27 protein-coding genes are annotated in these 23,826 nt (G+C 38.0%); 15 read left to right on the forward strand and 12 right to left on the reverse strand.

Translation table 11 applies throughout. The annotated features are described in order from the left end of the window. Window positions 1-26 precede the first annotated feature (26 nt). The 5 genes from rtcA to KIP84_RS05930 form a co-directional block, all read right to left on the reverse strand. On the reverse strand, window positions 27-1,073 hold the full coding sequence (gene rtcA / locus KIP84_RS05910) for an RNA 3'-terminal phosphate cyclase (RefSeq protein ID WP_213689507.1): 1,047 nt from the start codon (window positions 1,071-1,073) through the stop codon (window positions 27-29). Between the two features lie 259 nt (window positions 1,074-1,332). Continuing rightward, entirely contained in the window at window positions 1,333-1,791 is a 459-nt protein-coding gene (locus KIP84_RS05915) for a DIP1984 family protein (RefSeq protein ID WP_033847602.1), read from the reverse strand. 20 nt (window positions 1,792-1,811) lie between these two features. Then, window positions 1,812-2,312, reverse strand: coding sequence for a hypothetical protein (locus tag KIP84_RS05920; RefSeq protein WP_213689508.1), 501 nt, complete (start codon window positions 2,310-2,312; stop codon window positions 1,812-1,814). Window positions 2,313-2,316: 4 nt separating this feature from the next. Beyond that, the gene (locus tag KIP84_RS05925; RefSeq protein WP_213689509.1) at window positions 2,317-3,585 is read right to left on the reverse strand and encodes an RtcB family protein; all 1,269 of its coding nucleotides are present in this window, start codon (window positions 3,583-3,585) and stop codon (window positions 2,317-2,319) included. Window positions 3,586-3,839: 254 nt separating this feature from the next. Then, complete coding sequence (locus KIP84_RS05930; protein ID WP_213689510.1) at window positions 3,840-4,814, reverse strand: ribonuclease Z; 975 nt, start codon at window positions 4,812-4,814, stop codon at window positions 3,840-3,842. A gap of 67 nt (window positions 4,815-4,881) precedes the next feature. Here KIP84_RS05930 and rtcR point away from each other — a divergent pair, with 67 nt between their 5' ends. Beyond that, a complete protein-coding gene (rtcR, locus tag KIP84_RS05935) occupies window positions 4,882-6,483 on the forward strand; it encodes an RNA repair transcriptional activator RtcR (protein WP_104074919.1) in 1,602 nt (533 codons plus the stop codon). A gap of 57 nt (window positions 6,484-6,540) precedes the next feature. On the opposite strand, the gene KIP84_RS05940 is transcribed toward rtcR, so the two are convergent. Further along, on the reverse strand, window positions 6,541-7,173 hold the full coding sequence (locus KIP84_RS05940; protein ID WP_017386507.1) for a hydrolase: 633 nt from the start codon (window positions 7,171-7,173) through the stop codon (window positions 6,541-6,543). 125 nt (window positions 7,174-7,298) lie between these two features. Here KIP84_RS05940 and yaaA point away from each other — a divergent pair, with 125 nt between their 5' ends. Further along, window positions 7,299-8,072, forward strand: a complete 774-nt coding sequence (gene yaaA, locus KIP84_RS05945) for a peroxide stress protein YaaA (protein ID WP_199112944.1) — start codon at window positions 7,299-7,301, stop codon at window positions 8,070-8,072. Window positions 8,073-8,088: 16 nt separating this feature from the next. Continuing rightward, complete coding sequence (locus tag KIP84_RS05950; RefSeq protein ID WP_213689511.1) at window positions 8,089-8,712, forward strand: metal-dependent hydrolase; 624 nt, start codon at window positions 8,089-8,091, stop codon at window positions 8,710-8,712. Window positions 8,713-8,812: 100 nt separating this feature from the next. Here KIP84_RS05950 and KIP84_RS05955 read toward each other — a convergent pair whose 3' ends face one another. The 5 genes from KIP84_RS05955 to KIP84_RS05975 form a co-directional block, all read right to left on the reverse strand. Further along, window positions 8,813-9,598: a thiazole synthase gene (locus KIP84_RS05955; protein WP_001154366.1), complete on the reverse strand. Its 786-nt coding sequence runs from the start codon at window positions 9,596-9,598 to the stop codon at window positions 8,813-8,815. A 13-nt stretch (window positions 9,599-9,611) separates the two neighbouring features. Further along, window positions 9,612-9,809 carry a sulfur carrier protein ThiS gene (gene thiS, locus KIP84_RS05960; protein WP_002115323.1) on the reverse strand — a complete coding sequence of 66 codons (198 nt, stop codon included), beginning with the start codon at window positions 9,807-9,809 and terminating at the stop codon, window positions 9,612-9,614. Between the two features lie 13 nt (window positions 9,810-9,822). Beyond that, complete coding sequence (locus KIP84_RS05965; protein ID WP_002115263.1) at window positions 9,823-10,188, reverse strand: DUF423 domain-containing protein; 366 nt, start codon at window positions 10,186-10,188, stop codon at window positions 9,823-9,825. 111 nt (window positions 10,189-10,299) lie between these two features. Then, on the reverse strand, window positions 10,300-11,166 hold the full coding sequence (rpoH, locus tag KIP84_RS05970; RefSeq protein ID WP_002115267.1) for an RNA polymerase sigma factor RpoH: 867 nt from the start codon (window positions 11,164-11,166) through the stop codon (window positions 10,300-10,302). A 133-nt stretch (window positions 11,167-11,299) separates the two neighbouring features. Next, window positions 11,300-11,545: a sulfurtransferase TusA family protein gene (locus tag KIP84_RS05975; protein ID WP_005068314.1), complete on the reverse strand. Its 246-nt coding sequence runs from the start codon at window positions 11,543-11,545 to the stop codon at window positions 11,300-11,302. A 372-nt stretch (window positions 11,546-11,917) separates the two neighbouring features. Between KIP84_RS05975 and KIP84_RS05980 the strand changes: the two genes are divergently transcribed. Continuing rightward, entirely contained in the window at window positions 11,918-12,130 is a 213-nt protein-coding gene (locus KIP84_RS05980; protein ID WP_000126912.1) for a cold-shock protein, read from the forward strand. Between the two features lie 109 nt (window positions 12,131-12,239). After that, the gene (gene rhlB, locus KIP84_RS05985; RefSeq protein WP_002115257.1) at window positions 12,240-13,391 is read left to right on the forward strand and encodes an ATP-dependent RNA helicase RhlB; all 1,152 of its coding nucleotides are present in this window, start codon (window positions 12,240-12,242) and stop codon (window positions 13,389-13,391) included. Between the two features lie 38 nt (window positions 13,392-13,429). Here the strand turns inward: rhlB and KIP84_RS05990 are convergent, their stop codons facing one another. Continuing rightward, complete coding sequence (locus tag KIP84_RS05990) at window positions 13,430-13,810, reverse strand: hypothetical protein (protein ID WP_005073503.1); 381 nt, start codon at window positions 13,808-13,810, stop codon at window positions 13,430-13,432. Window positions 13,811-14,014: 204 nt separating this feature from the next. On the opposite strand from KIP84_RS05990, the gene KIP84_RS05995 reads away from it, so the two are divergent. From KIP84_RS05995 to KIP84_RS06040, 10 genes are all read left to right on the forward strand, one after another. Then, window positions 14,015-14,590 (forward strand): nitroreductase, encoded by a 576-nt coding sequence (locus tag KIP84_RS05995; protein WP_069036106.1) that lies wholly within the window; start codon window positions 14,015-14,017, stop codon window positions 14,588-14,590. Window positions 14,591-14,624: 34 nt separating this feature from the next. Then, window positions 14,625-15,698, forward strand: a complete 1,074-nt coding sequence (locus KIP84_RS06000) for an NAD(P)H-dependent glycerol-3-phosphate dehydrogenase (RefSeq protein WP_002115297.1) — start codon at window positions 14,625-14,627, stop codon at window positions 15,696-15,698. A gap of 56 nt (window positions 15,699-15,754) precedes the next feature. Further along, a complete protein-coding gene (locus KIP84_RS06005; RefSeq protein ID WP_005068324.1) occupies window positions 15,755-16,210 on the forward strand; it encodes a phosphoglycerate mutase family protein in 456 nt (151 codons plus the stop codon). 23 nt (window positions 16,211-16,233) lie between these two features. Further along, a complete protein-coding gene (gene gspL, locus KIP84_RS06010) occupies window positions 16,234-17,373 on the forward strand; it encodes a type II secretion system protein GspL (RefSeq protein WP_063099209.1) in 1,140 nt (379 codons plus the stop codon). Then, on the forward strand, window positions 17,373-17,852 hold the full coding sequence (gspM, locus tag KIP84_RS06015; protein ID WP_005073507.1) for a type II secretion system protein GspM: 480 nt from the start codon (window positions 17,373-17,375) through the stop codon (window positions 17,850-17,852). Before gspL ends, gspM begins: the two co-directional genes overlap by 1 nt. Before the next feature lie 89 nt (window positions 17,853-17,941). Continuing rightward, window positions 17,942-18,946, forward strand: a complete 1,005-nt coding sequence (locus KIP84_RS06020) for a quinone-dependent dihydroorotate dehydrogenase (protein ID WP_032055514.1) — start codon at window positions 17,942-17,944, stop codon at window positions 18,944-18,946. Between the two features lie 6 nt (window positions 18,947-18,952). Continuing rightward, on the forward strand, window positions 18,953-19,540 hold the full coding sequence (locus KIP84_RS06025; RefSeq protein WP_002115251.1) for a CvpA family protein: 588 nt from the start codon (window positions 18,953-18,955) through the stop codon (window positions 19,538-19,540). Between the two features lie 25 nt (window positions 19,541-19,565). Beyond that, window positions 19,566-21,107: an amidophosphoribosyltransferase gene (gene purF / locus KIP84_RS06030; protein WP_005068333.1), complete on the forward strand. Its 1,542-nt coding sequence runs from the start codon at window positions 19,566-19,568 to the stop codon at window positions 21,105-21,107. Window positions 21,108-21,185: 78 nt separating this feature from the next. Continuing rightward, window positions 21,186-23,075 carry a M48 family metalloprotease gene (locus tag KIP84_RS06035; protein ID WP_005068334.1) on the forward strand — a complete coding sequence of 630 codons (1,890 nt, stop codon included), beginning with the start codon at window positions 21,186-21,188 and terminating at the stop codon, window positions 23,073-23,075. A 100-nt stretch (window positions 23,076-23,175) separates the two neighbouring features. Beyond that, a complete protein-coding gene (locus KIP84_RS06040; protein ID WP_213689512.1) occupies window positions 23,176-23,823 on the forward strand; it encodes a hypothetical protein in 648 nt (215 codons plus the stop codon). Window positions 23,824-23,826 lie beyond the last annotated feature (3 nt).

The following is a 23,826-nucleotide window of genomic DNA, read 5'->3' on the forward strand; positions in this document are numbered from 1 at the left end:
AAATAAGAAGCTCAATTGTGAGCTTCTTAAACTTTAACTTTTACATGAAAATGATGTGGATTTAACTCGACAAATTCGCTTTCACAATCAATAAATTTTTCAATCATGGCTGCTTGAGTACGAGTATGTTCGCTAATACATTGTGCGGTGAATTCACCACCTTGACCTAAAGCTAAAGGCAGAAGCAATTGATCTGCCAAATACTCATCTACAACAGCCTGCGAAGATAAATATAGATTTACATCTTTTGCTAAATGTTCAGCTATTTGCTCTGCACTTTTGCGCATCTCACCTAAAGCTGTAAACAGTTGAGTGTGATATTGATGAGCAACTTTCACATAGACTGTATTGCCTTGGCTAATTCCATTTAAATGAAATTGCTGCTGAGAGCTTAAGTTTAGTTTTTTACTTAATGTGGTTAATTCACGTTGTGCTATCTGTGCTTCTTCTGAAAGATTTAATACAGCTGCAAAGGCCTCATTACTTTGTAAAGCACCGCGATCTAATAAATTTAGCTTGTTTCGATGTTGCCATGGTTGAACGGTAACCTGAATTTCACCTGCACCAATTGGAAAGAAGCCGGCTTTACTTAATTTAAAATCTACGTTAATTCCAATTTGAGCTAGAGCAGGTAAAAAGCAGTGTTCAATAAAATCTGCTGTTGGTGCAAGTGGGTTATGTGTACCGCCTGAAATGGTGAGTTCGCTAGCTTCATTTTGTAATAACAAAACAGGTAGAAGCGTTTGTAAAACTAGGGTTGTACTACCCGCAGAACCGATTTGAAATTGATATTTACCACTTTGAACATGCTGAGGTGCGAAATATAAACGTTGGCTATGTAATTCAGCACCTTCCACATAAGCTTGGCTAATTTGTTGAGATGCCTGTACACAGACCAAATGCTGGCGCATTAAACCTGGTTTTTTACGTCCTGCACGTATATTAATTAATTCAAAGGGCTGACCTGTAATCATTGAGAGGGCAAGGGCAGTTCTTAAAATCTGTCCACCACCTTCACCTTGTGAACCATCAATTTGGATGGTTTTGGGCATATTTGCCAAAGCTTTATTCACTTCTGTTTTCCTTATTTTCTAATTTAATGAACATACTGTCAGTACATGGTAATGCGAAGTAACGCGTGACTTTGCTTTTGACAAAGGTTTACTAGGTGCATAGTGCTGAGCCTGATAAGTGAATATCGATGCACGGCTCACATGCTGCCATAGCCGCCTGAATTATTTTCAATCCCTCAGATCGGAGTAATGCAGGATCTTGTACTCGCCCAGTATGTCCAAACCTTGATTGTGAAAATGATTTCACAAAATCTATTGTTTAATCGATTAGATCAATTTGCCAATTAGCAGCCTGAATTTTAACGTTTAAGTCACGGAGTTTTGCACTGATATCATCCGCCTGCTTTTGTAAGCTAGAAACAGGAATGACTTTCTTCCACTTAATTTCACGTGAGCTATAACGATCAGGTTCTCGATGTGTATTAGCAATCGCATCGATTAAAATCTTATGCTGTTCAGCATAACTATCGCGCAAGCTTAATAGAGACAATAATACTTTGCCATCTTCCAGTTTTGCTTGTGCATTGGTCAAATGAATACGACAAATCAATTGATTGCTTTCCTGAGTTAAAGCAAATACTTGTTTGATGAGTTCATTTGGATCTTCACTAGGTTCATCACCGTCTTGTACCAATACATTGGCATTAATTCGTTGTTTTAACGAAGCGAGCTTTTTTTGTTGATCGCTTCGAAGTAAAAGTGCTTCTGCGAGTTTCATTTTATTTACCCGTATCAGTTTTAAGTGTTGGCTTCAAAAGTAACGAGAATTTCTGCATCTTTACCTTGGAGGTAAAAATGCTGCCAATGTTGGAGATACTTTGGAAGGTATTTATTTGGTGGCCTTATATAGCCCTGTTGGGAATCTTTTAATTCTCCGATTAGACCTTCAATATATGATTTTAAATAAACTGCAATTACCGTGAATTGCTTATCACTTAACGTAGAAAATAGATTTTTACGAAAAAAGTAATCTATTGTTTCCGTGGGTGTTCCTATACTTTTCATTTGAAATTGCCAGTCTAAAAATTGTGGATCGTCACACATTTTCTTCATGCTTCTCCAAATGGAGTTAGAAGTAAAGAATTGCTTGAAGTTCTCATAAATTGGCATATTTTCATTGAAATTTAATAGTTCTATATAACAGTCAAATTGTGGTTGAAATGCTGGATCTAAAGCATTTGCTGTTATACATATCCCTTCTAAAATGTGATTGAATTTTTCTATATCTATATTTTGCATAGCATTAACCCTTAACACACACCACTTGTCTTAATGTATAAACCACTTCAACCAAGTCGCTTTGTGCTTTCATTACATCTTCAATCGGTTTATATGCCGATGGAATTTCATCAATAACTGCTGCATCTTTACGGCATTCTACACCTTCAGTTTGTGCAATCTGATCTTCTACGGTAAAACGTCGTTTTGCTTCAGTACGGCTCATAACACGACCTGCACCATGCGAACATGAACAGAAAGATTCCTGATTTCCAAGTCCACGGACAATAAATGACTTCGCACCCATTGAACCTGGAATAATTCCGTATTCACCTAGACGCGCACGGACTGCACCTTTACGAGTGACCATTACTTCTTCACCGTAATGTTCTTCCTTTTCCACATAGTTATGATGACAGTTCACGGCTTCCAAACGTGCCTGAAAAGGCTTTGGTACAATAGTAGCCAAGGCTTTAATCGCAGATTGCATCATGATTTCTCGGTTCTTCATCGCAAAGCGTTGAGCCCAACCTACCGCAAACCAATAATCATCAAAGTGTTCAGTTCCTTCTACTAGGTATGCTAAATCTTTATTTGGCAAATTAATGAAATGCTTCTGCATGTCTTTACGGGCAAGTTCGATAAAATGATTACCGATAGCATTTCCTACACCACGAGAACCTGAGTGCAACATAATCCAAACATGATCATGCTCATCTAAACAGATTTCGACAAAGTGGTTTCCAGTACCTAAAGTTCCCAAATGTTTGCGGTTATTGGTGTTTTTTAAGCGTGGATGTTTTGCACAAATGTATTCAAAATCTGCAACAAGATCGGCCCAAGCTTGATCTACCATTTCTGGTGGAGTTTCCCATGAACCACGATCACGTCCGCGCTTAGTCATTCCATGTGGAATTAATCGTTCAAGTTCACTACGTAGAGCATGTAAGTTATCTGGTAAATCTGAAGCAGTTAAGCTTGTACGGGTTGCCATCATTCCACACCCAATATCTACACCCACAGCAGCAGGAATAATTGCCCCTTTAGTTGGAATCACGCTACCAATAGTTGCTCCTAAACCGAAGTGTACATCTGGCATTACAGCCATCCATTTATAAATAAAAGGCATTTGAGCTGTTTGTAATAATTGTTGTTTTGAGTTGTCATCAACAAGCACGCCTTTAGTCCACATTTTGACTGGCATACTTTTTTCATTCTGCAGAACTTGATAAGAACGTTCTTGCTGCTTTTGTTCAAATTGAGCTTGTTGGTTAATTTCTTCAATGACAGACATTTTCTTTTCCTTTCAAAGCCTGCCTGCCAAGCGTTTGCAGGCAGGTGTTATTCACAAGATCCCAATGATGTTGTGTGCTTTGTACTATTGCACTGAGTGTGCCAACTTTTTTAAAAACATTTAATTTAATTATAAATTATTGAAAATAATGAATAAAAATGATTTTATTTTATATGGGATGAATTTTGTTGGCAGTTTTTAATATTAAAAATATATCCAAAAATATATTTAAATATATTTTTGGATATATTGGCTTAATGGGGTTTATGATTTTTATCGACTTTTAAAAGCTGCCCAGCTTCATTTAAAGTAAATTCATCAAAATCATTGGCTAAATAAAAATGACCTTTATAAAACTGGCGAACTTCTTCAGTAATAGCTTGCTGCCCAGCTCTATCTTGATGTCGGGGGCTAAAGTGCGTCAGAATTAAATTACATAAAGATTGCTGTTCTGCAAATTCAGCCACCATTTTTGCTGAGCTATGCATTGGACCTTTGCCGACTTTATCTAAAACCGTTTGCAAGTATGTGGACTCATGAATAAGGAGTTGGGCATCTTTGCAAGCGTTTGCTAATAGTTCAGGTTGGTCATTATCGCCACCTATAATTGCATGAACTTGTTGATTTTGAACTTTGATAAAGTCTTGGGCTTTTAAAGTTTGCCCCTCAAAGTCAACATCGTAGCCTCGTTTTAAATGACCCCACATATCGCCTTGAGGTACGCCTAACTGAGTTAGAGCTTGGGTATCTAACTTCTTCTGAATAGATTTGATATAAATGCTAAAAGCAAAACTTGGAACACGATGGCTTAGAGGGTGTGCTTGAACAATGAATGCATCAGTGATTTGTTGTGGCTGCGTTGCTTCATTTACATCAATAAATTGAAGGGAATAGGGCAAATATAAACCTGTAAGCTGGGCAGTGATTTCAAACCATTGCTGAATTTCTTTCGGTGCAATCACGATTAAGGGTTTGCTACGGGCATTCATGCCTGCACTTGCCAATAAACCAACTAGACCATAACAATGATCGCCGTGAACATGTGTAATACAAATGGCAACTAGATTTTGTAGTGAAAGTTTAGCTTGTTGAATGCGGTGCTGTGTACCTTCGCCAGCATCAATTAAAATCCAGTCCTTATTTTTGGTGTTACGAACTGCTAATCCTGAAACATTACGTGTCAGGGTTGGTACACCCGAAGATGTGCCTAAAAAAGTAAAATGAAGCATATTCTTGGAATTGTTTGGTCAAATGCGTATTGTATATTATAGACACTTATAAAATTTTATAGAAATTATGAAGGATGCAAAGAAAACAGTCGTTATTGGCTTTGTCGGTTCTACACTTGATCAGGGGAGAAAGCCAGATCGATGGCAACGTTGGCGTCCTACGATTAGCCTGTTAATGCATGAAGATTTGCTTGTAGATGAGTTGGTGCTGTTACATGATCGACAACATCATAATTTAGTTAAATCTATAGCAGCAGATGCTAAAGAGATCTCTCCACAAACTGAGGTTTCTGGACATAAGGTAAGTATTAAAGATCCTTGGGATTTTGCTGAAGTTTATGGTGCACTCTATGACTTTGTAAAAACCTATCCGTTTGATGTCGAAAAAAATAACTATTTATTGCATATCACAACGGGAACGCATGTTGCTCAAATTTGTTGGTATTTATTGATAGATGCGCATTACTTACCAGCTCAACTTATCCAAAGTTCACCTAATCAGCAAAAGACCTCAGAAGGTGAATATAGAATTATTGATTTAGACTTGTCTCGATACGATGTTTTAAAACAGCGCTTCGATGATGAGCAAAAGCAAAATTGGCAACAACTTAAAGCCAATATTTCTACTCATAATAAAGCGTTTAATCAACTTATTGAGGAAGTTGAATTAGTTGCAACTCGCTCTAGTGCGCCTATTTTGATTATGGGTGCAACAGGTGTTGGTAAGTCTCATTTGGCAAAACAGATTTTTCAATTAAAGAAAGATAAATTTCAATTAAATGGTCGTTTTATTGATGTTAACTGTGCAACCTTACGTGGTGATAGTGCTATGTCGACCTTATTCGGTCACATAAAAGGTGCATTTACAGGAGCAGCTGCATCTCGCGCTGGTTTATTAAAAAGTGCTGACCAAGGCATTTTATTTTTAGATGAAATTGGTGAGTTAGGGCTTGATGAACAAGCAATGCTGCTAAAAGCACTAGAAGATAAAAGCTTTTTTCCTGTTGGGAGTGATAAAGAAATTCAGGCTGATTTTCAGCTAATAGCGGGTACTAACCGTGATTTACGTAATGAAGTTCAAGCTGGCCGTTTTCGTGAAGATTTATGGGCTCGTTTGAATACGTGGACGTTCTTTTTACCCAATTTAAAAGACCGTGTAGAAGATATTGCACCCAATATTGATTTTGAGCTACAGCGTTTTGCTGCAATTCATCAAAGACAATTGCGTTTTCAACGCGATGCTTTAGAAATGTATTTGAAATTTGCTAAATCAGTAGATGCATCATGGCAAGGAAATTTTAGAGATTTAGCAGCGAGCGTAACTCGTTTGGCAACTTTATCGCAAGGTGAGTTAATTCGCCGTGAAGCTGTAGAAAAAGAAATTCAACGTCTAAAGCAGCTTTGGCTTATTCAGGATGAATCTTACAATGATAAAAATACAGATATTTTATTGAACTATTTAAGTCCTGAGCAGCTAGAACAAATAGATGAATTTGATCAGATTCAATTACGAGGTGTGCTCAAAATCTGCGAAAATTCAAAATCCATGGCAGAGGCGGGAAGACAACTCTTTTCAGTATCTCGTCAACAGCGTAATACAACGAACGATAGTGACCGAGTGAAAAAATATTTGGCACGTTTTGGGTTAAGCTGGAATAATTTTCAATAATGACACGGCTTATAAAATGATGGGCATACTCTCAAGTTATGCCCATCAAATTACCGTTTATTTCATGATAATAAAACGTGTAATGATTTGGCGAAGCTGCTTTAAATAGCCTGTAAAGAAGTGGTTAGCACCCGGCAGAATCGTAATTGGATGCTTCTGCGGTTTTGCCCACGCAATTGCATCTGAAAGTAAAGTAATGTCATCTTGCTCACCATGAATGAGTAGAATATCACCTTGAATTTCAGGAGTTTTATAGTGACGTAAACCTACTACAGTAGCTGTTGGTAAACCACATAAAATTAACTGTACAGGTCGTAATTCAGGTGCAAGCTGTGCAAAGCATTTTGCTAAAACATGTGAGCCAAAGCTAAAACCGCCTGCATAAAATGGTAGGCCTTCATGAAGCTTACGAACATGTTCAATGACAGCTAAGATATCTTCAGTTTCACCATGGCCTTCATCATGAATGCCTTCACTGCCACCTAGGCCGCGGAAACTTGGGCGGTAAACAATGCAACCATATTCATTAAAGATTTGGGTTAAAAGGGCAGGGACTTTATGTTGAGGGGTTCCACCTTGCAATGGGTGCGGATGACAAACAACCGCAAAGCCTTTGATTTCACCTTCAGGGCGGTCAACGAAAAGTTCAATTTTACCTACTGGACCCTGGATGAAAGTTTGCTCAGACATATAAGAACCGCTAAATAACAATACGTAGTGCTATTTTACCGATAGTCGTCATTGAAAACACGAGTTAGCATTAAAAAATATCTACTGTTATAGTTGGTATTAAGAATAATTTTTTCAGGTTGTCTATGCTTGCTTTAATTTCTCCTGCAAAAACTTTAGATTATGAAACAGCGTTACCCACAGATGAGTTTACTGAGCCTCGCTTGTTAGAAAACTCAGCACAATTAATTGATGTTTGTCGCAAACTTTCTGCTTCGGAAATTGCGAGTTTAATGAGTGTCAGTGAAAAAATTGCCACACTAAATGCAGATCGATTTAGAGATTGGAATCCAGAATTTAATTTCTCAAATGCTCGCCAAGCAATCTATGCATTTAAAGGGGATGTTTACACCGGTTTAGATGCTTATCATTTAAAAGACAAAGATATTGATTTTGCACAGCAGCATTTGCGTATGCTTTCTGGTTTATATGGTTTATTGCGTCCTTTAGATTTAATGATGCCTTATCGTCTTGAGATGGGCACTAAATTAAAAAATACGCGTGGTCATAATTTGTATGAATTCTGGGGTGATATCATCACTAACCAAATTAATGAAGACTTGGCGACAATTAAATCTGAATTGGTGGTAAATCTAGCTTCAGATGAATATTACAAGTCTGTCAATGAAAAGAAAATTAAGGCTGAAATTGTAAAGCCTGTTTTCCTTGACCAGAAAAATGGCAAATATAAAGTCATTAGTTTCTATGCGAAAAAAGCACGCGGTTTAATGGCTCGTTTTATGATTGAAAACCAATTAAATAAAGCTGAAGACATCAAAGCGTTTAATACCGAGGGTTATTACTTTGATGCTGATAACTCATCGGCAAAAGAGTTGGTGTTTAAACGTGATGAGCAATAATCTTAAGCGTGGTTAATTGATGATGCAGCTTTATTTATCAAAACTAAAGCATGTTTGGTTTGAGCTGCATCAGCATTATGATTTTTCTGAACCGCAGAAAATCTATGATGAACTTATTGCGGCTTATAGTGAAAAGCAGCGAGCCTACCATACCATCCAACATTTATATGAATGTTTGAGTTTAATGGAGGCGGTTCAATACGAATTAAATGATCCGTATGCTGTTGCATTGGCTCTCTGGTTTCATGATGCGGTCTATGATCCAGAAGCTAAAGACAATGAACTTAAGAGTGCTGAGTTATTTGAACAATTGATGGCACAAGATTTATCGTTCGATACTCTAGAGAAAATAAAGCGTTGGATACTTGCGACTCAAAAGCATGGATTAACCGATGAAATAGATTTGCAATTTTTGTTGGATATTGATTTAGCTATTTTGGCAGCAACGCCTGAACGTTTTATCCAGTATGAACAGCAAATTCAGCGGGAGTATTCTTGGGTTGATCCAGAAGTATATTCAATTAAGAGAAAACAAGTTTTAATACATTTTTATCAGTCTGAGCCACTTTACCAAACTGTATATTTCCAAAAGAATTTTGAGTTAAACACCAAGGATAATTTAAGACGAATATTGGAATAGCCTAAGCATATTAGAATAAAGCGATATATTTTTAAAACGTAAAATGGTTATATGACGGGAGAGGAATCACTGGAAAAAGCAGTGATTCCTTGGAAATAAATTATTTAAAGAAATAACCTGTTTCTGGCGAGCTTGCATTTGCCATGCGTTTACGTGGCATACGACCTGCTAAAAATGCTTCACGTCCTGCTTCAACAGCTTTTTTCATTGCGGAAGCCATCAAAATAGGGTTTTGAGCAGCTGCAATTGCTGTATTCATCAATACACCATCACAACCAAGTTCCATCGCAATAGCAGCATCACTTGCTGTACCAACGCCTGCATCGACTAAAACTGGAACTTTCGCATTTTCTTTAATAATTGAAATGGTATGTGGATTTAAAATACCTAAACCTGAACCAATTAGACTACCTAAAGGCATAATCGCAACACAGCCCATACTTTCAAGTTCTTGAGCAATGATTGGGTCGTCAGAGGTATAGACCATAATCTCAAAACCGTCATCAATCAAAGTGCGCGCGGCTTTTAAAGTCTCGGTTACATTTGGATATAAGGTTTTTTCATCACCCAATACTTCAAGTTTTACTAGGTTATGACCATCGAGTAACTCACGCGCTAGCATACACGTGCGTACTGCGCTGTCAGCATCAAAACAACCTGCGGTATTTGGCAAAATTGTATATTTCTCTGGTGGGATGACCGAAAGTAAATTCGGTTGATCTGGATTTTGTCCAATATTTACACGGCGGATTGCGACGGTTACGATTTCTGCACCACTGGCTTGAATAGCTAAATCCGTTTCATTTAAGTCTTTATATTTGCCAGTTCCAACCAATAAACGAGATTGAAAAGAACGTGAACCAATAATGAGAGGGGTGTCTTGCATGGATAACTCCGACTTAGCCGCCGCCAACAGCGTGAATAATTTCGATACGGTCATGTTGAGCAATAGAAATTTGCTCTAATTTGCTTTTAGAAACGATTTGCTGATTGTGCTCAACAGCAAAACGTTTTCCTTCAAGTGCCAACTCCTGAATGAGTTGCAACAGGTTTTGGCTAGGCGTGTCCGTTAATTCGCCATTTAAATAAATTTGCATGATCACATTCCGATTATTTTGCGTATTTGAAAGCATTCCAAGCCAAGACTAGCCATCCCGCAATCATTAAGGCTCCACCGATTGGCGTAATTGCGCCTAATATTCGTGGTAAACCTAGCGCCATGATGTAAAGCGAACCACAAAAGAATAGAATACCAATTTGGATAAGCAAGAAAGATAACTTGATTGGGAAATGAGGAAGAACCTTACTTAAAATACCAAGAGCTAATAGGCCAAGCGCATGATAAAAAAAGTAGTCGGTTGCAGTCTGCCACCAAGCAAGTTGCTCAGGACCCGCGTGAGCTTTAAGACCATGTGCTCCAAAAGCACCCAACATGACTGCAAAAGCAAGATTAAGGGCTGAAATGGCGATCCACATAACAAAAAACGCAACTGAATAATGAAAGGCAACGTTAACATAGATTGGGTTGGCTAAACATAGCCAGATAAAACAAAAGGGCGATTCGCCCTTTTATTTTTTTCATTTATTTTAACTTGCTGACATGGCAGTTTTAATCTTTTCCATCGCATTTTTTTCAAGCTGACGAATACGTTCTGCCGAAACATTATATTCAGCTGCTAACTCGTGAAGAGTAGATTTGTCATCATCTAACCAGCGGCGTTGTAAAATATTACGCGAACGGTCATCTAACTGGTCCATTGCATCATGCAAGGCTGAAGTACTTTGCTCTTCCCAGTCTTCGTTCTCGACTAAACGGGCAGGGTCGTAGCGGTTATCTTCAAGATACAACGCAGGCGCTGTGTGTGGAGTATCATCGTCGTCATCGCCTTGTGCTTCAAAAGCAGCATCATAAGCAGTTAAACGACCTTCCATTTCCAGAACTTGTTCTGGAGTTACATTTAAGTCATTCGCAATCGATTGAGCTTCTTCGAGCGTTAACTTTTTACTCGATTTCTTTAAACTACGTAAATTGAAAAATAATTTACGCTGAGCTTTTGTCGTTGCAATTTTGACAATACGCCAGTTGCGAATAACGTATTCATGAATTTCTGCCTTAATCCAATGGACGGCAAAAGATACTAAACGTACGCCCATATTTGGGTCGAAACGTTTCACGGCTTTCATTAAGCCTAAATTACCTTCTTGAATAAGGTCGCCTTGTGGTAGGCCATAACCTGCATAGCTGCGCGCAATATGAACGACAAAACGTAAATGCGACATTACCAGCATTTTTGCGGCATCAAGATCTTGGTCATAATAATAACGTTCAGCAAGTTCTTTTTCTTGCTCGGCCGTTAAAATAGGAATCTGATTGACAGTACTGATATATGCACCAAGGTTTACACCGGGCGCAGACAATGACAGGGGCATCAATTGATTGCTGCTGTCACTCATGAGTTCTCCTTATAGGATCGAATGGGATAACCAATAAATTCATCTTAATTTGAATCAGCTTCATAATTAAGGAAAATTGGGTAGAGAAATGTAAAATTTTATGCAATTTCTAATCTTTTAGTTTAGCAAAGAATTATTGAGTTTCAATTAAATAGTGAAATTCTCTTTCTGATATGTGTGTAGTTTGACACGTAAAATGATGTAAACCACAGTAACGAGTTACATCAATTTCACTATGAGGATCTGAAGATTTTAATAAAAATTGTTGTTTGCCTGACGCTTTTTTAAGTTCACGTTTTAGCATTAACAATGGCATTGGGCAGGGTTGCCCAAGGGCATTAATTTCAATGGGTGCTGTATTAGAAGAAGTATTGCTCATTCATCATCAAAACAACTAAAAAAAATATTCTAACAAATTTTTAATAAATACAGCATATTTTATGAAAGAAGATGCAGGAATTTCTGTAAAAAATATTGTAATAAGCTGTTTAAAAAAAGAACTAAAAATAGGGGAAATATTTGAAAAAAATTCTATTAATTGTCATAAACCCGTGTTAAGCTCGAACCGTTTTAGGATTTACCACACAATCAAATTGATTTAATAACCCTATAACAAATGGATGTAACCGGAAATTGTTGATAGTTTTACAGAATGATTACAAGCTTTAAGATTATAAATATTTTAAAACCTTGTTTGCTCTGCTGTTTGCAACACCGGAAGGTCCTTTTTTCATCATCTGAGGATTGACTTATGACAGCTCGTGAACAAGGCGTAGTAAAGTGGTTTAATGACACTAAAGGCTTTGGTTTTATTCAACGTAACGGCGGCGACGATGTATTCGTTCACTTCCGTGCAATCGTAGGTGACGGTCACCGTTCTCTACGTGATGGTCAACGCGTAGAGTTTAGCGTTGTACAAGGTCAAAAAGGTTTTCAAGCTGAAAACGTTCAGCCTTTAGACTAAGAATAATTCATCTTTTTGATGAATGATGGACGCTCCAATTTTTGAATTGGGGCGTTTTTGTTTATAATGATCTTCTCATTCGAGAGATTGTTTGTTAGAGCGCGTATTTATGACATCTGGTTTTGAAACCTTGAATTTACATCCGCAACTTAAAAAGGCGATTGATGCTTTAGGGTTTACTCAAATGACCCCAATTCAGCAAAAGGTTTTAAAATATACATTAGCCGGGCATGATGCAATTGGGCGAGCACAAACAGGAACAGGTAAGACAGCTGCTTTTCTGATTAGTGTAATTAATGATTTACTCAATAATCCGATTCAAGAGCAACGCTTCCGTGGCGAGCCTCGTGCTTTAATCTTGGCGCCTACTCGTGAGTTGGCATTGCAAATTGAAAGTGATGCGAAATTTCTCACAAAATTCTCTAATTTACATTTAGTGACCCTATTGGGTGGTGTTGATTTCGATAAGCAGAAGAAGCAACTTGATGCTAATTTTGTCGATATCATGGTAGCCACACCAGGGCGTTTAATCGATTTTGTAGAACAAAAAGAAGTCTGGCTCGATCAAATTGAATTTTTAGTCATTGATGAAGCTGACCGTTTATTAGACATGGGCTTTATTCCTTCGGTAAAACGTATTGTTCGTTATTCACCCCGTAAGGAACAACGTCAGACACTCATGTTCTCAGCGACGTTTAGTTATGACGTCTTGAATTTGGCAAGACAATGGTTATTTGAACCTGTAACTGTTGAAATTGAGCCTGAACAAAAGACCAATAACGATGTAGAGCAACGTGTTTATGTTGTAGCTAAACAAGATAAATATCGTTTACTGCAAGATATCTTGCGTGAAGAGCCAATCGATAAGGTTATGATTTTTGCTAATCGACGTGACCAAGTCCGCCGTCTTTATGATCATTTAAAGAAAGATGGATATAGAGTTGGTATGCTTTCAGGTGAGATTGCTCAAGATAAACGTTTAAAAATGTTAGAGCAATTTAAGCAAGGTAAACATAATATTATGATTGCGACAGATGTTGCTGGTCGTGGTATTCATGTGGATGGCGTGTCGCATGTCATCAACTTTACATTGCCTGAACAATCTGATGATTATGTACACCGTATTGGTCGTACAGGTCGTGCTGGCTCACAAGGGGTAAGTATTAGTTTCTTATCTGAAGATGATGCCTTTTATTTACCCGAAATTGAAAAAGCAATTGGTAAAAAATTACCACTGACCAGATTAGATGGTTATTGCTAATAAAAAAAATCCCAATCAAATGATTGGGATTTTTTTTATTAATTAATTTTACAATAGAAAGTAAGCGTTGTTTGGTAGTCATCATCTTTTGCTAAAGATGCATTTTTACCAGTTAATGTACCAATAACCCCTGCTGCTGCTTCAACCATTTGACCGGTTTTTTCACTTACAACATCTTTTAATACACCGTTATATGTTGTTTTTTCATCTACAACGACTGGTGTAGTGTTTTTTGAGCAAGTTTTTTGAGCTGCAGTAATTGCATTATTTTTCGCAATTAAATTGGTTTTGCCAATACCTGTAACTTCAAACTGATTATTTTCTTTTTGAACTGCCAAAGTATTTTTAGGAGTAGTTGCGCAAGCACCAAGTAATAAAACAACACCGCTCATTGCGCTTGCTAAAATTATTTTTTTCATAATGCACCTAAAGTTAATCGCTAAAAGACATAGCTATTTGAACATAAGTTTTCTAGTTGATTTTGAAGACGTTGTATGAGTTTTGATGTTTTGTATTAAAAAATGTCAAAGTAAGAGTTCGTTAATTTTATAAGCTAGATTCAATGGTGGATTAACGGTAGATTATGCTAATCTATTTTGAATTTTTGAGTTAGATCAATATTAATGACGGAATCAGCAATACAAATAATTCACCAAAATATTCATCAGCGTCAGTCTATTGGCCAATTAGTTGAGCCAGCTCCAAGTACAGAGCAATTAGAGTTAGCTTTCCAAGCAGCTTTGACTGCTCCAGATCATCATAGACTTAAGCCAACGCGTTTTGTAGTTGTTTCAGGCGAACAACGTGGTGCTTTTGGTGAAGTTTTAGCAAAGGCTCTAGCAGATTTAGGTGAAACTGATCCCGCTCAACTCGAACGTGTTAAACAACATCCTTTTCGCGCACCATTACTCATTTTAGCGCTTACACAACTACAAGATCATCCGAAAGTGCCGCATTTCGAACAAATCTTAAGTACGGGTGCCGCAGTACAAAATCTTTTATTATCTCTACAAGCTCAAGGTTTTTCGACCATGTGGCGTAGTGGTGCAGTTGTCGAATCAAATTGGTTAAAACAGCATTTAGGTCTGCAACCTCGTGATTTAATTTCAGGTATTATTTACGTCGGCACAGCAGCTAAAGTAATTGCACCGCGTGCAAATATTGAAAGTAAAGAATTCGTAAAAGTTTGGCAGGCTTAAACGTCTGTAGAAGTAAGAAATAGGATAATAAAAGATGGCTGAATTTAAGTTTACAGATTTGGTGGAACCTGTTGCGGTTGATAAAAAAACTGCTTTACGTATTACCGTTCTAGGGGGAGGAAGCTTTGGAACGGCTATGGCAAATTTAGCTGCACGTAATGGTTGCGATACCATGATCTGGATTCGTGACGCCGAAACAGCTGAGGAAATTAATAAAACCCACATTAATAAACGTTATTTGCCAGATTTTATTTTAGAGTCATCATTACGCGCTGTGTCTGATCTTGAACAAGCTGTATGTGACCGAGATATTATTTTAGTCGCAATTCCAAGTCACTCATTCCGCGATGTCTTAAAACAAATCGCTCCTTATATTACTGCACAAGCGGTTGTGTCTTTAACCAAAGGCGTTGAAGCTAAAACTTTCAGCTTCATGAGCGATATTATTCGTGAAGAATTACCTGAAGTTCCCTATGGTGTGCTATCAGGTCCAAACCTTGCAAAAGAAATTATGGCGGGTATGCCGTCCGGCACCGTGATTGCCAGTGACTCCGAATTAGTTCGTTATGCTGTGCAACATGCTCTGCATAGTGCTCTATTCCGTGTTTTTGGTAGCGATGATGTGCACGGTGTAGAGTTAGGTGGTGCGCTTAAAAATATTTATGCGGTTGCAATGGGAATTGGTGCTGCTTACAAAATTGGTGAAAACACCAAGAGTATGATTTTAACGCGTGCTTTGGCCGAGATGAGCCGTTTTGCAGTAAAACAAGGTGCAAATCCGCTTACATTCTTGGGATTGTCAGGTGTTGGTGATTTATTCGCGACTTGTAATAGCCCTTTAAGCCGTAATTATCAGATTGGTTATGCTTTAGGTTCGGGTAAAACGCTGGATCAGGCGAGTAAAGAGTTGGGGCAGACAGCAGAAGGCATCAATACAATTGTTCAGGTGCGTGGTAAAGCAGAAGAACTAGATGTTTATATGCCTATCACTAACGCTTTATATGAAGTTATTTTCGAAGGGGCGCCTCCTTTAAATATTGCATTATCTCTTATGAAAAACGGACACCGTAGTGATGTTGAATTTGTTTTACCTCATCACGAAGTCTGAAGAAGAAATGTCATAAATTGTGGTTATAATGCAGGAATTATTAACAAGGAAAATTTATGCAACTGACATTGGTTCGCCATGGGGAAGCCGCTCCACCTGTAAATGGTAACGACACTAAACGCCCTCTTACTGCTCGTGGACATGCTCAAGCAGAACAGACAGCAACATTTTTAAAAGATATTGTTAAGCCTGATATTTTTGTAGTTAGTCCTTTGTTACGTGCTCAAGAGACATTGGCACATATTCAAGCGTATTTTAAAGATGTGCCTGTGTTGTTATGCGATAAAATTAAGCCAGATGATAACGCCAAAGAGGCAGTCGAGTGGTTGTCTCAGATTCCTTATGAGTCAATTGTGGTCGTGTGTCATATGAATGTAGTAGGGCATATTGCTGAACTGCTGACCCATGAAAACTTTAATCCATTTGCGTTGGCTGAAGCTCGAATTTATGATCAGGCTGTAATTGCAACTGGTTTATCAACACAAAAAAATAGTTTTATACCCACAATATAAATAAAAAGGTTATTTAGCCCATTATGCTGTATTTATGGATGCCTGAAACCAATGGAATATGGCATTGGTCTAACGGAGAAAACTGGTTGCAGGCTGAAAGCCTTGATCAATTAATACAAGACCTACAATTGCACCAAGGAAAAGAGGCTGCTGTCTTTTTTCCTAGTCGTCATGCTCAGGTATTCCAGCAACAAATAGCAAAGTCTCATTACAAGCAACTCGGAGCAGATGGTGTTAAATATTTGCTTGAAGAGTTTGTAACTTTGCCTATTGATCACATGAAAGTAGTTCATCATTTTCATGCTGATCAATTAACAATATTGGGTGTTGCAAAAACTACTGTGGAAACATGGCAACATGCGATGAATTTGTTGCCAATCAAGCTGGTTGCTTTGTTGCCAGACTTTTTGATTTTGCCGGAACCACAAGAACAGCAAGTTATCCTGTGTAATATTGACCAAAAATTACTGGCGCGTGAAAGTAAATGGGTCGGTAATTCACTAGATGATTTGGGATTGTTTTTGGAATTCCAGCCAGTTGAAACAAACTATCAATATAGTGGATTAACGACAGAACAATTAGAAAGCTTAGAAGCAGCTTCTAGTGTTGAGCAACGTTCAGAATTTTTTTATCAGTTTCAGGGCTTAGATAAACCTAAACAGCATCCTTTTAATGTTTTACCAAAAGCCAAAGGTCAAGAGCAAACGGTTTCTGGGTACTGGAAAGCATGTGCGGTTATTGTTTTAGCAATTATTGTGGTTCAGTTTAGCTATGATTTGTTGCGTTGGGTGAAATTAAGAAATGTAGCAAATCAAACAGCTGAGCAGACAATTGAGCAATATAAATATTGGTTTGGTTCTTCTAGTCGCGTAAATGAACAAAATATAAAAAGCCAATTTGAAAGTCATTTAAGAATGAGTAAACAAGGCGATACACAAGCACTTTCTTTATTGAGTCGTGTTGGGCCTATTCTGATGCAAAGACAAATTTTAGCTCAGCAATTAAATTATGATGCTTCTACACTAACCATGGCCTTGAAAGCAAAATCGGCAGATGATTTGCAAGCTTTAACACAGCAGCTTAATCAGCAAGGATTTAAGGCGGAGTTAGGTAATGTTCAAGCCGATGGTGGTGGGGCAATTGGGGTGGTGAAAATACAATAATGAAAATGTTAGCTCAATTGCAAAACCGCTTTGATCAGTGGATCGAACAAGTTAATCAATATTTAGACCGTTTGACTGTCCGTGAACGTATCATGGTGGTCTTTACTACAATTTTTGTTGTAGTAGCTATTATTGGAGCTTCACTTTGGAAAATGCATTCCTTAGCTGAACAGCAGCAACAGCGCCTAAATGATTTAAAAGATTTAATGGTGTGGATGCAAAGTAATGCAGTCACGATGAAACCTGCGAGTGAGCTTGAGCTGGGGCAGGCAGAAAAAATACAACGTGTAGCTCAACAGCAAGGTTTAACGGTTACTTCTCAGCAAAATGGCGAGCAGTTACAAATTATTGTTACTCATCAGAATTACGCAATTTTAGCTAACTTTTTAACCCAACTGGCACAAATGGGCTTAAGTATTGAAAAAATGGAAATGGTTTCAAGTGAAGGTCAGATTAAATTAACAGCGACGGTTCAATAACATATTAAAATATGCTGGTCTTAAGCATGGTGTTTTGTGCTCCCTGTGCCTATAATATGCCTACCTAAAATCAGTAGATTGTGATTGGTATGTTATATTCACTTGCTCGCCCGATGTTGTTTAGTTTAGCACCAGAGCGTGCCCATGAATTAACATTATCTATGCTTGATAAAGCACATAAGTTCGGCTTACTCCGTCAGAGCGTAGAAGCGAAACCGACGACTTGTATGGGAATTGAATTTCCAAATCCAGTAGGTTTGGCAGCCGGTCTTGATAAAAATGGTGCTCACATTGATGCTTTAGCTGGGTTAGGTTTCGGTTTTATTGAAATTGGAACCATTACACCTCGTCCTCAATCGGGTAATCCGCAGCCGCGCTTATTCCGTATTCCCGAAGCTCAAGCCATTATTAACCGTATGGGGTTCAATAATGATGGTGTTGATAAGCTGATTGAAAATGTAAAAGCTTCAAAGTTTAAAGGAATTTTAGGCATTAATATTGGTAAGAATGCTGATACACCTGTAGAAAAAGCTGTTGATGACTACCTGATTTGCCTTGAGAAAGTATATAACTACGCTTCTTATATTACCGTTAATATTTCATCTCCAAATACTAAGAACTTAAGAAGTTTACAAAGTGGTGATGCATTAACTGAACTATTGCAAACTTTAAAAGAAAGACAACTTGAGCTAGCTGAACAAAATAATCACTATGTTCCTTTGGTTCTAAAGGTTGCACCTGATTTAACAGCTGAAGATGTTGAGTTTATTGCAGCGCAGTTAGTGCAGTTTAAAATTGATGGCTTGATCGTTACTAATACGACCTTATCAAGAGAAGGTGTAGAAAATCTTCCTTATGGTAATGAGTCGGGCGGTTTATCAGGCGCACCTGTTTTTGAAAAAAGTACAGAATGCTTACGTTTGTTTGCCCAAACATTAAAAGGACAAATCCCGTTAATTGGCGTGGGTGGAATTTTGTCGGGTGACCAAGCAGCAGTCAAACAGCAAGCTGGAGCAACATTAGTACAGATCTATAGTGGGCTAATTTATACAGGTCCTATTTTAGTGAAACAATGTGTTGCAGCTATGTCTTAAGTGAATATGAACACAATTGATATCATTATTCTGATACTTTTGCTCATTGGGGGGCTAAACGGTTTGCGACAAGGATTTATTAAAGCCTTTGCGAACTTGGTAGGATGGGTCATTGCATTAATTATGGGTGCAAAATATGCTGTCCTTCTTGCTCCGTCTATGTCGGGTTTAAGTCATGATCCAGTTGTTCAGAAAATTGCAGCTTTTGCATTTATAGCGCTTTTGATCATTGTTTTAACATGGATCGTCTCTGCATTTTTAAATGGCCTCTTGAAAAGTCTGAAATTGGGGCCATTAAATCGTTTAGCAGGTGGTGCTTTTGGTTCTTTAAAGGGCTTGTTGGTTGTACTAATTACAATGCAGGGTGTAGGACCTTGGGTTGAAAGTTCACCGCACTGGAAACAGTCCAAATTTATACAGTTTTTATTGCCTTATGCGCCTTTAGCTACCGAGTTGTCTAAAGATGCTGCAAGTGAGGCATTTCATCAAATAACATCTGGAGGTAGTGCATCAGGCACTCCTTCAAAACCAATGGACGAATCGGAAGATTTAGAAAACCGATCCGACCATTCGACAAAGAATCCTTTTTATTAATTCCTAGCTTGTCTGCGAGGTTGCTATGTGTGGAGTTGTTGGTATAGCCGGTAAATCGCCAGTGAACCAAATGTTGTTTGATGCTTTAACGATGTTGCAACATCGTGGGCAAGATGCAGCTGGAATAGTAACCTGCCATGAAGGCCGTCTTTTCCTTCGTAAGGATAACGGTATGGTGCGTGATGTCTTTCATACTCGTCATATGAGAGCATTACTTGGTAATTATGGTATTGGCCATGTACGTTACCCAACTGCTGGTTCTGCGAGCAGTGCTGAAGCACAACCATTTTATGTAAACTCACCTTATGGTATTACGCTTGCACATAATGGTAACTTGACCAATGCAGAAGAAATTCATGATGACCTGTTTAAAACAGATTTACGTCATATGAATACTGATTCTGACTCAGAAGTTCTTTTAAACGTGTTTGCGCATGAATTACAGAAGAAAGGCACTTTAAATCCTACCCCTGATGATATTTTTCACACGGTTTCTCGTGTGCATGAGCGTTGCCAAGGTGCGTATGGTGTAGTAGCGATGATTACTGGTCATGGTTTGGTTGGCTTCCGTGATCCGAATGGTATTCGCCCACTTATTTACGGTTCACGTGTAACTGAACAAGGTGAGATGGAATACATCATTGCTTCTGAATCGGTTGCTATTACTGCTCTTGGTTTTAAAATTGAGCGTGATATTGAACCGGGTGAAGCAATTTTCATCAATGCAAATGGTGAGTTGTTCTCTAAACAATGTGCTGCTAATCCGAAATACCGCCCATGTATTTTTGAATACGTTTATTTTGCTCGTCCTGATGCGATTATTGATGGAATCTCAGTTTATAAAGCACGTTTAAAAATGGGTGAAAAGCTTGCTCATAAAATTTTACGTGACTGGGGCGAGGACCACGATATTGATGTGGTGATTCCAATTCCAGATACGAGCCGTACTTCAGCTTTAGAACTTGCAAATATTCTAGGTGTGAAGTTCCGTGAAGGTTTTATGAAAAACCGTTATATCGGCCGTACCTTTATTATGCCGGGTCAACAGCAACGTAAAAAATCTGTACGTCAGAAATTAAACCCTGTTGAGTTAGAATTCAAAGGTAAGAACGTTCTATTGGTGGATGACTCTATTGTACGTGGTACAACGTGTAATGAGATTATTCAGATGGCACGTGATTCTGGTGCAAAAAAAGTATACTTTGCGTCAGCAGCACCGAAAGTAATGTATCCAAACGTTTACGGTATTGATATGCCTGCTAAAGCTGAGCTTATTGCTTCAGAACGCAGCGTGGAAGAGATCCAAGAAATTATTGGTGCTGATCGTTTGATTTTCCAAGAATTGGAAGACTTGAAAAATGCTGTACGTACCAGCAAAGTGCCTGACTTAACTGAGTTCGATTGCTCAGTATTTGATGGAATCTACGTAACAGGTGATATTGATGGTAACTATCTAAATAATTTGGAGCAGAAGCGTAATGACTCTGCTAAGAAGAAAAAAGATGGTTATATTGACGTTAATGTCGATGCTGCTTCTGTAGATTTAACAGGCATCAAAGAAGAATAGAAATAGCCGAAAAAAGCGGGTATTTCCCGCTTTTTTCTTTTATGATGAAACCTAACAATGTAATTGGGAATATTTACATTGAAAGAAGTAAGCCACTATCTCATCGAAAATAAAAATATGGCATGGTCCATCACTATGTGTTTGGTTGCTGTGCTGCTTACTATTTTTATCTTAAATTTAATTTTAGGTTTACTCGTTCATTTTTTTGATTATAGCCAGCCAATTTGGTGGCACACTTTAAGTCCTTACTTCGTTGCGCTATTACTTTTTATTATGGTTTGGTCGGTAGTTACTGAACTTTATATTCTGCGTAAAGGTGGACACTCTTTAGCAAAACAACTTAAAGCACGTCGTTTGGTGAAAGAGGAGAGTACTCCCGAAGAACTCGCGGCATTAAAAATTACAGAACACTTAGCCCAAAATTTTTCACTTAAAGTTCCAACCGTATATGTACTACCTGATGAAGTTGGTGTAAATGCACTTACGGCAGGTTTTCACCCCAAAGATATCGTAATTATTCTGACATGGGGTGCTTTACAGAATCTGGATAAGCTTGAGTTATATGGTTTATTGGGCCATGAGTTTAATCAGATTTTATCGGGTGAGGCTGTTGAGAATACTAAATTAAAGATTTTATATAGTGGCTTAACAACTTTTAGTCAGTGGGGTAGTAAATTAGCCAAGCAAGGTTTTAAGCGCTATAGCCCGGGCTATAAACATAAATTTGAAACAGTTTTTGTTGCGGTGGGTGGAGTCATTTGGTTGGCTGGAAGCCTAGGTGTGCTGATTACTCGTTTTATTAAGTATTTGACTTTGAGTGGGCGCACATTTCGTAATGACCAAAAAACAGTACGATTATTAAAAAATAATGCGAATACCCAAACCTTGTTGCGTATTTATGTTCACCACTCTGGTTCACAAATTCATAGTGCTTATTCCGAATCAATCGCACATATGTGTTTTGCTAACTCACTGAGTCCACAAAGCTGGATGAATATTCACCCGAGTATTCGTGAACGTATTTATGAGTTAAATCCTACTTTGCTACAAGATTTACAATTAGAAAATTTAAAGAAACTTCGTAACCGTCCGTTGTTTAGCTTATTTCATTTCTTGGAAGAATCTGAGAAAGAAATTTATATTCCGTGGTCATCTCCACAGCCTCTACCTTTGTTAAGGCTGTCGCCAATTAGTTTTGCATTAAATGATGCCATTAAACCCCTGAGTAGTGATGTACGTCGAAATAAGAAGCGTCCTGAATTAATTCAGCGAGCACTACAAACTGCGACTGGTTCACGTGAAGTTATGGTTGCTATTTTGATGATTCGCCAATATCGCGAGTTTATTCCAAAAGATGCACCTGTGAGTCATGCCATTATCGATGCATTATTGAATTTGGATGGGCGTATTCATATTCAAATATTTCATGATGCTTGTAAAAATATTGGGCATATACCTGCAAGTATTGCGCGGCAATTTCTTACTAAGCTAGCACTTATTATCCAAGAAGATGGTGAGATTGGGTTGTTAGACGCACTTTTATTGGAGCGGGTTAAACATGAGTTGAACTTGATGCCATTACATTTGCCGACTGCATTTGAAGAAGTGAAACCTCAAATTGTTCGTTTGATTGATGCTTTGCTTCATGTTCAGCAAATTAATAGCCCAAATCAATTAGAAGTACGTGAGCGCATTTTACGTTCGCTGCTCAATCCCGATGAAATGTATATCTATGATGAAATTTCAGATGAACCATTAGATCTGGCTGAAATTTTAAATGATATTGCTGGTTTATTATTACGTGACCGTCTAAGTATTCTAGCTATTGCAGAGATGTGTTTGTGGAGCGACCGTATTATCACGCAAGATGAACTGGATGTGCTTGAATTGCTTTATTGGCGTTTTGGCTTTGAGACAGAAGAAATTGTGGATCAAATGCAAAAGAGAAATAGTGTGATGATTATTTAAAAGACATCTACGATTATAAAAACATCTGAATGAAATAAAACACTGAAAAAAAAACTCAAGCCCGTTAGAATGTAGATAGAGTAGAGGTATTGATTTACAGATGATTGGGCAGCAAAGAAATATATTGGCAACTTTAGGAATTGATGTATGGATTCCTAAGAAACAGGTGTGCCAAAAAAATAATGCTCAAAGTCTCTGGCGAGATCAAGCTGCTCCAGAAGGTGAGCCAATTATATTGCCTTCTAAGAACAATCCAGTTCTTGAGCAGCCGACAAAACCGCAAGTTAATGAAGTTCCAAAAGTTGAATCTGAAATTGCGGTACCACTTCCAGTAGAAGTTCCGCCTGTTGTGTCGCCTCGTACTGAAGTACAAGCTCCAGTAGTTACGATTGCTTCATTTGAGTTGCAAGCTTTTGCGCTTGAAAAATGCGTTATTTTTTTAGATGTTACCAATTTAAGTGATGAAGAAAAGCAGCTTTGGAATAACATTCAAAAAGCAAAAATAGGGCAATATGCTGAATTAAAATGGCCGTTCCCTTTAGCTAACTATCAAGACCAACGTGGTGCAGGTTCATATATTCAAGGCTTTTTAGATGCTGTCGCAGCAGACAAGAAAATCTTGTGCCTTGGTGAATGTTCTCATATTCAGCATGCCAATATTATTCATTTGGCGAGTTTAAAAGAGATGTTGGAGAAACCACTCCTTAAAAAAAGGTTATGGCAATTAATGCAAGATAACAACGAGTAGTAG

It is taken from the genome of Acinetobacter sp. BHS4, from assembly GCF_018454425.1.
Taxonomy (GTDB): domain Bacteria; phylum Pseudomonadota; class Gammaproteobacteria; order Pseudomonadales; family Moraxellaceae; genus Acinetobacter; species Acinetobacter pittii.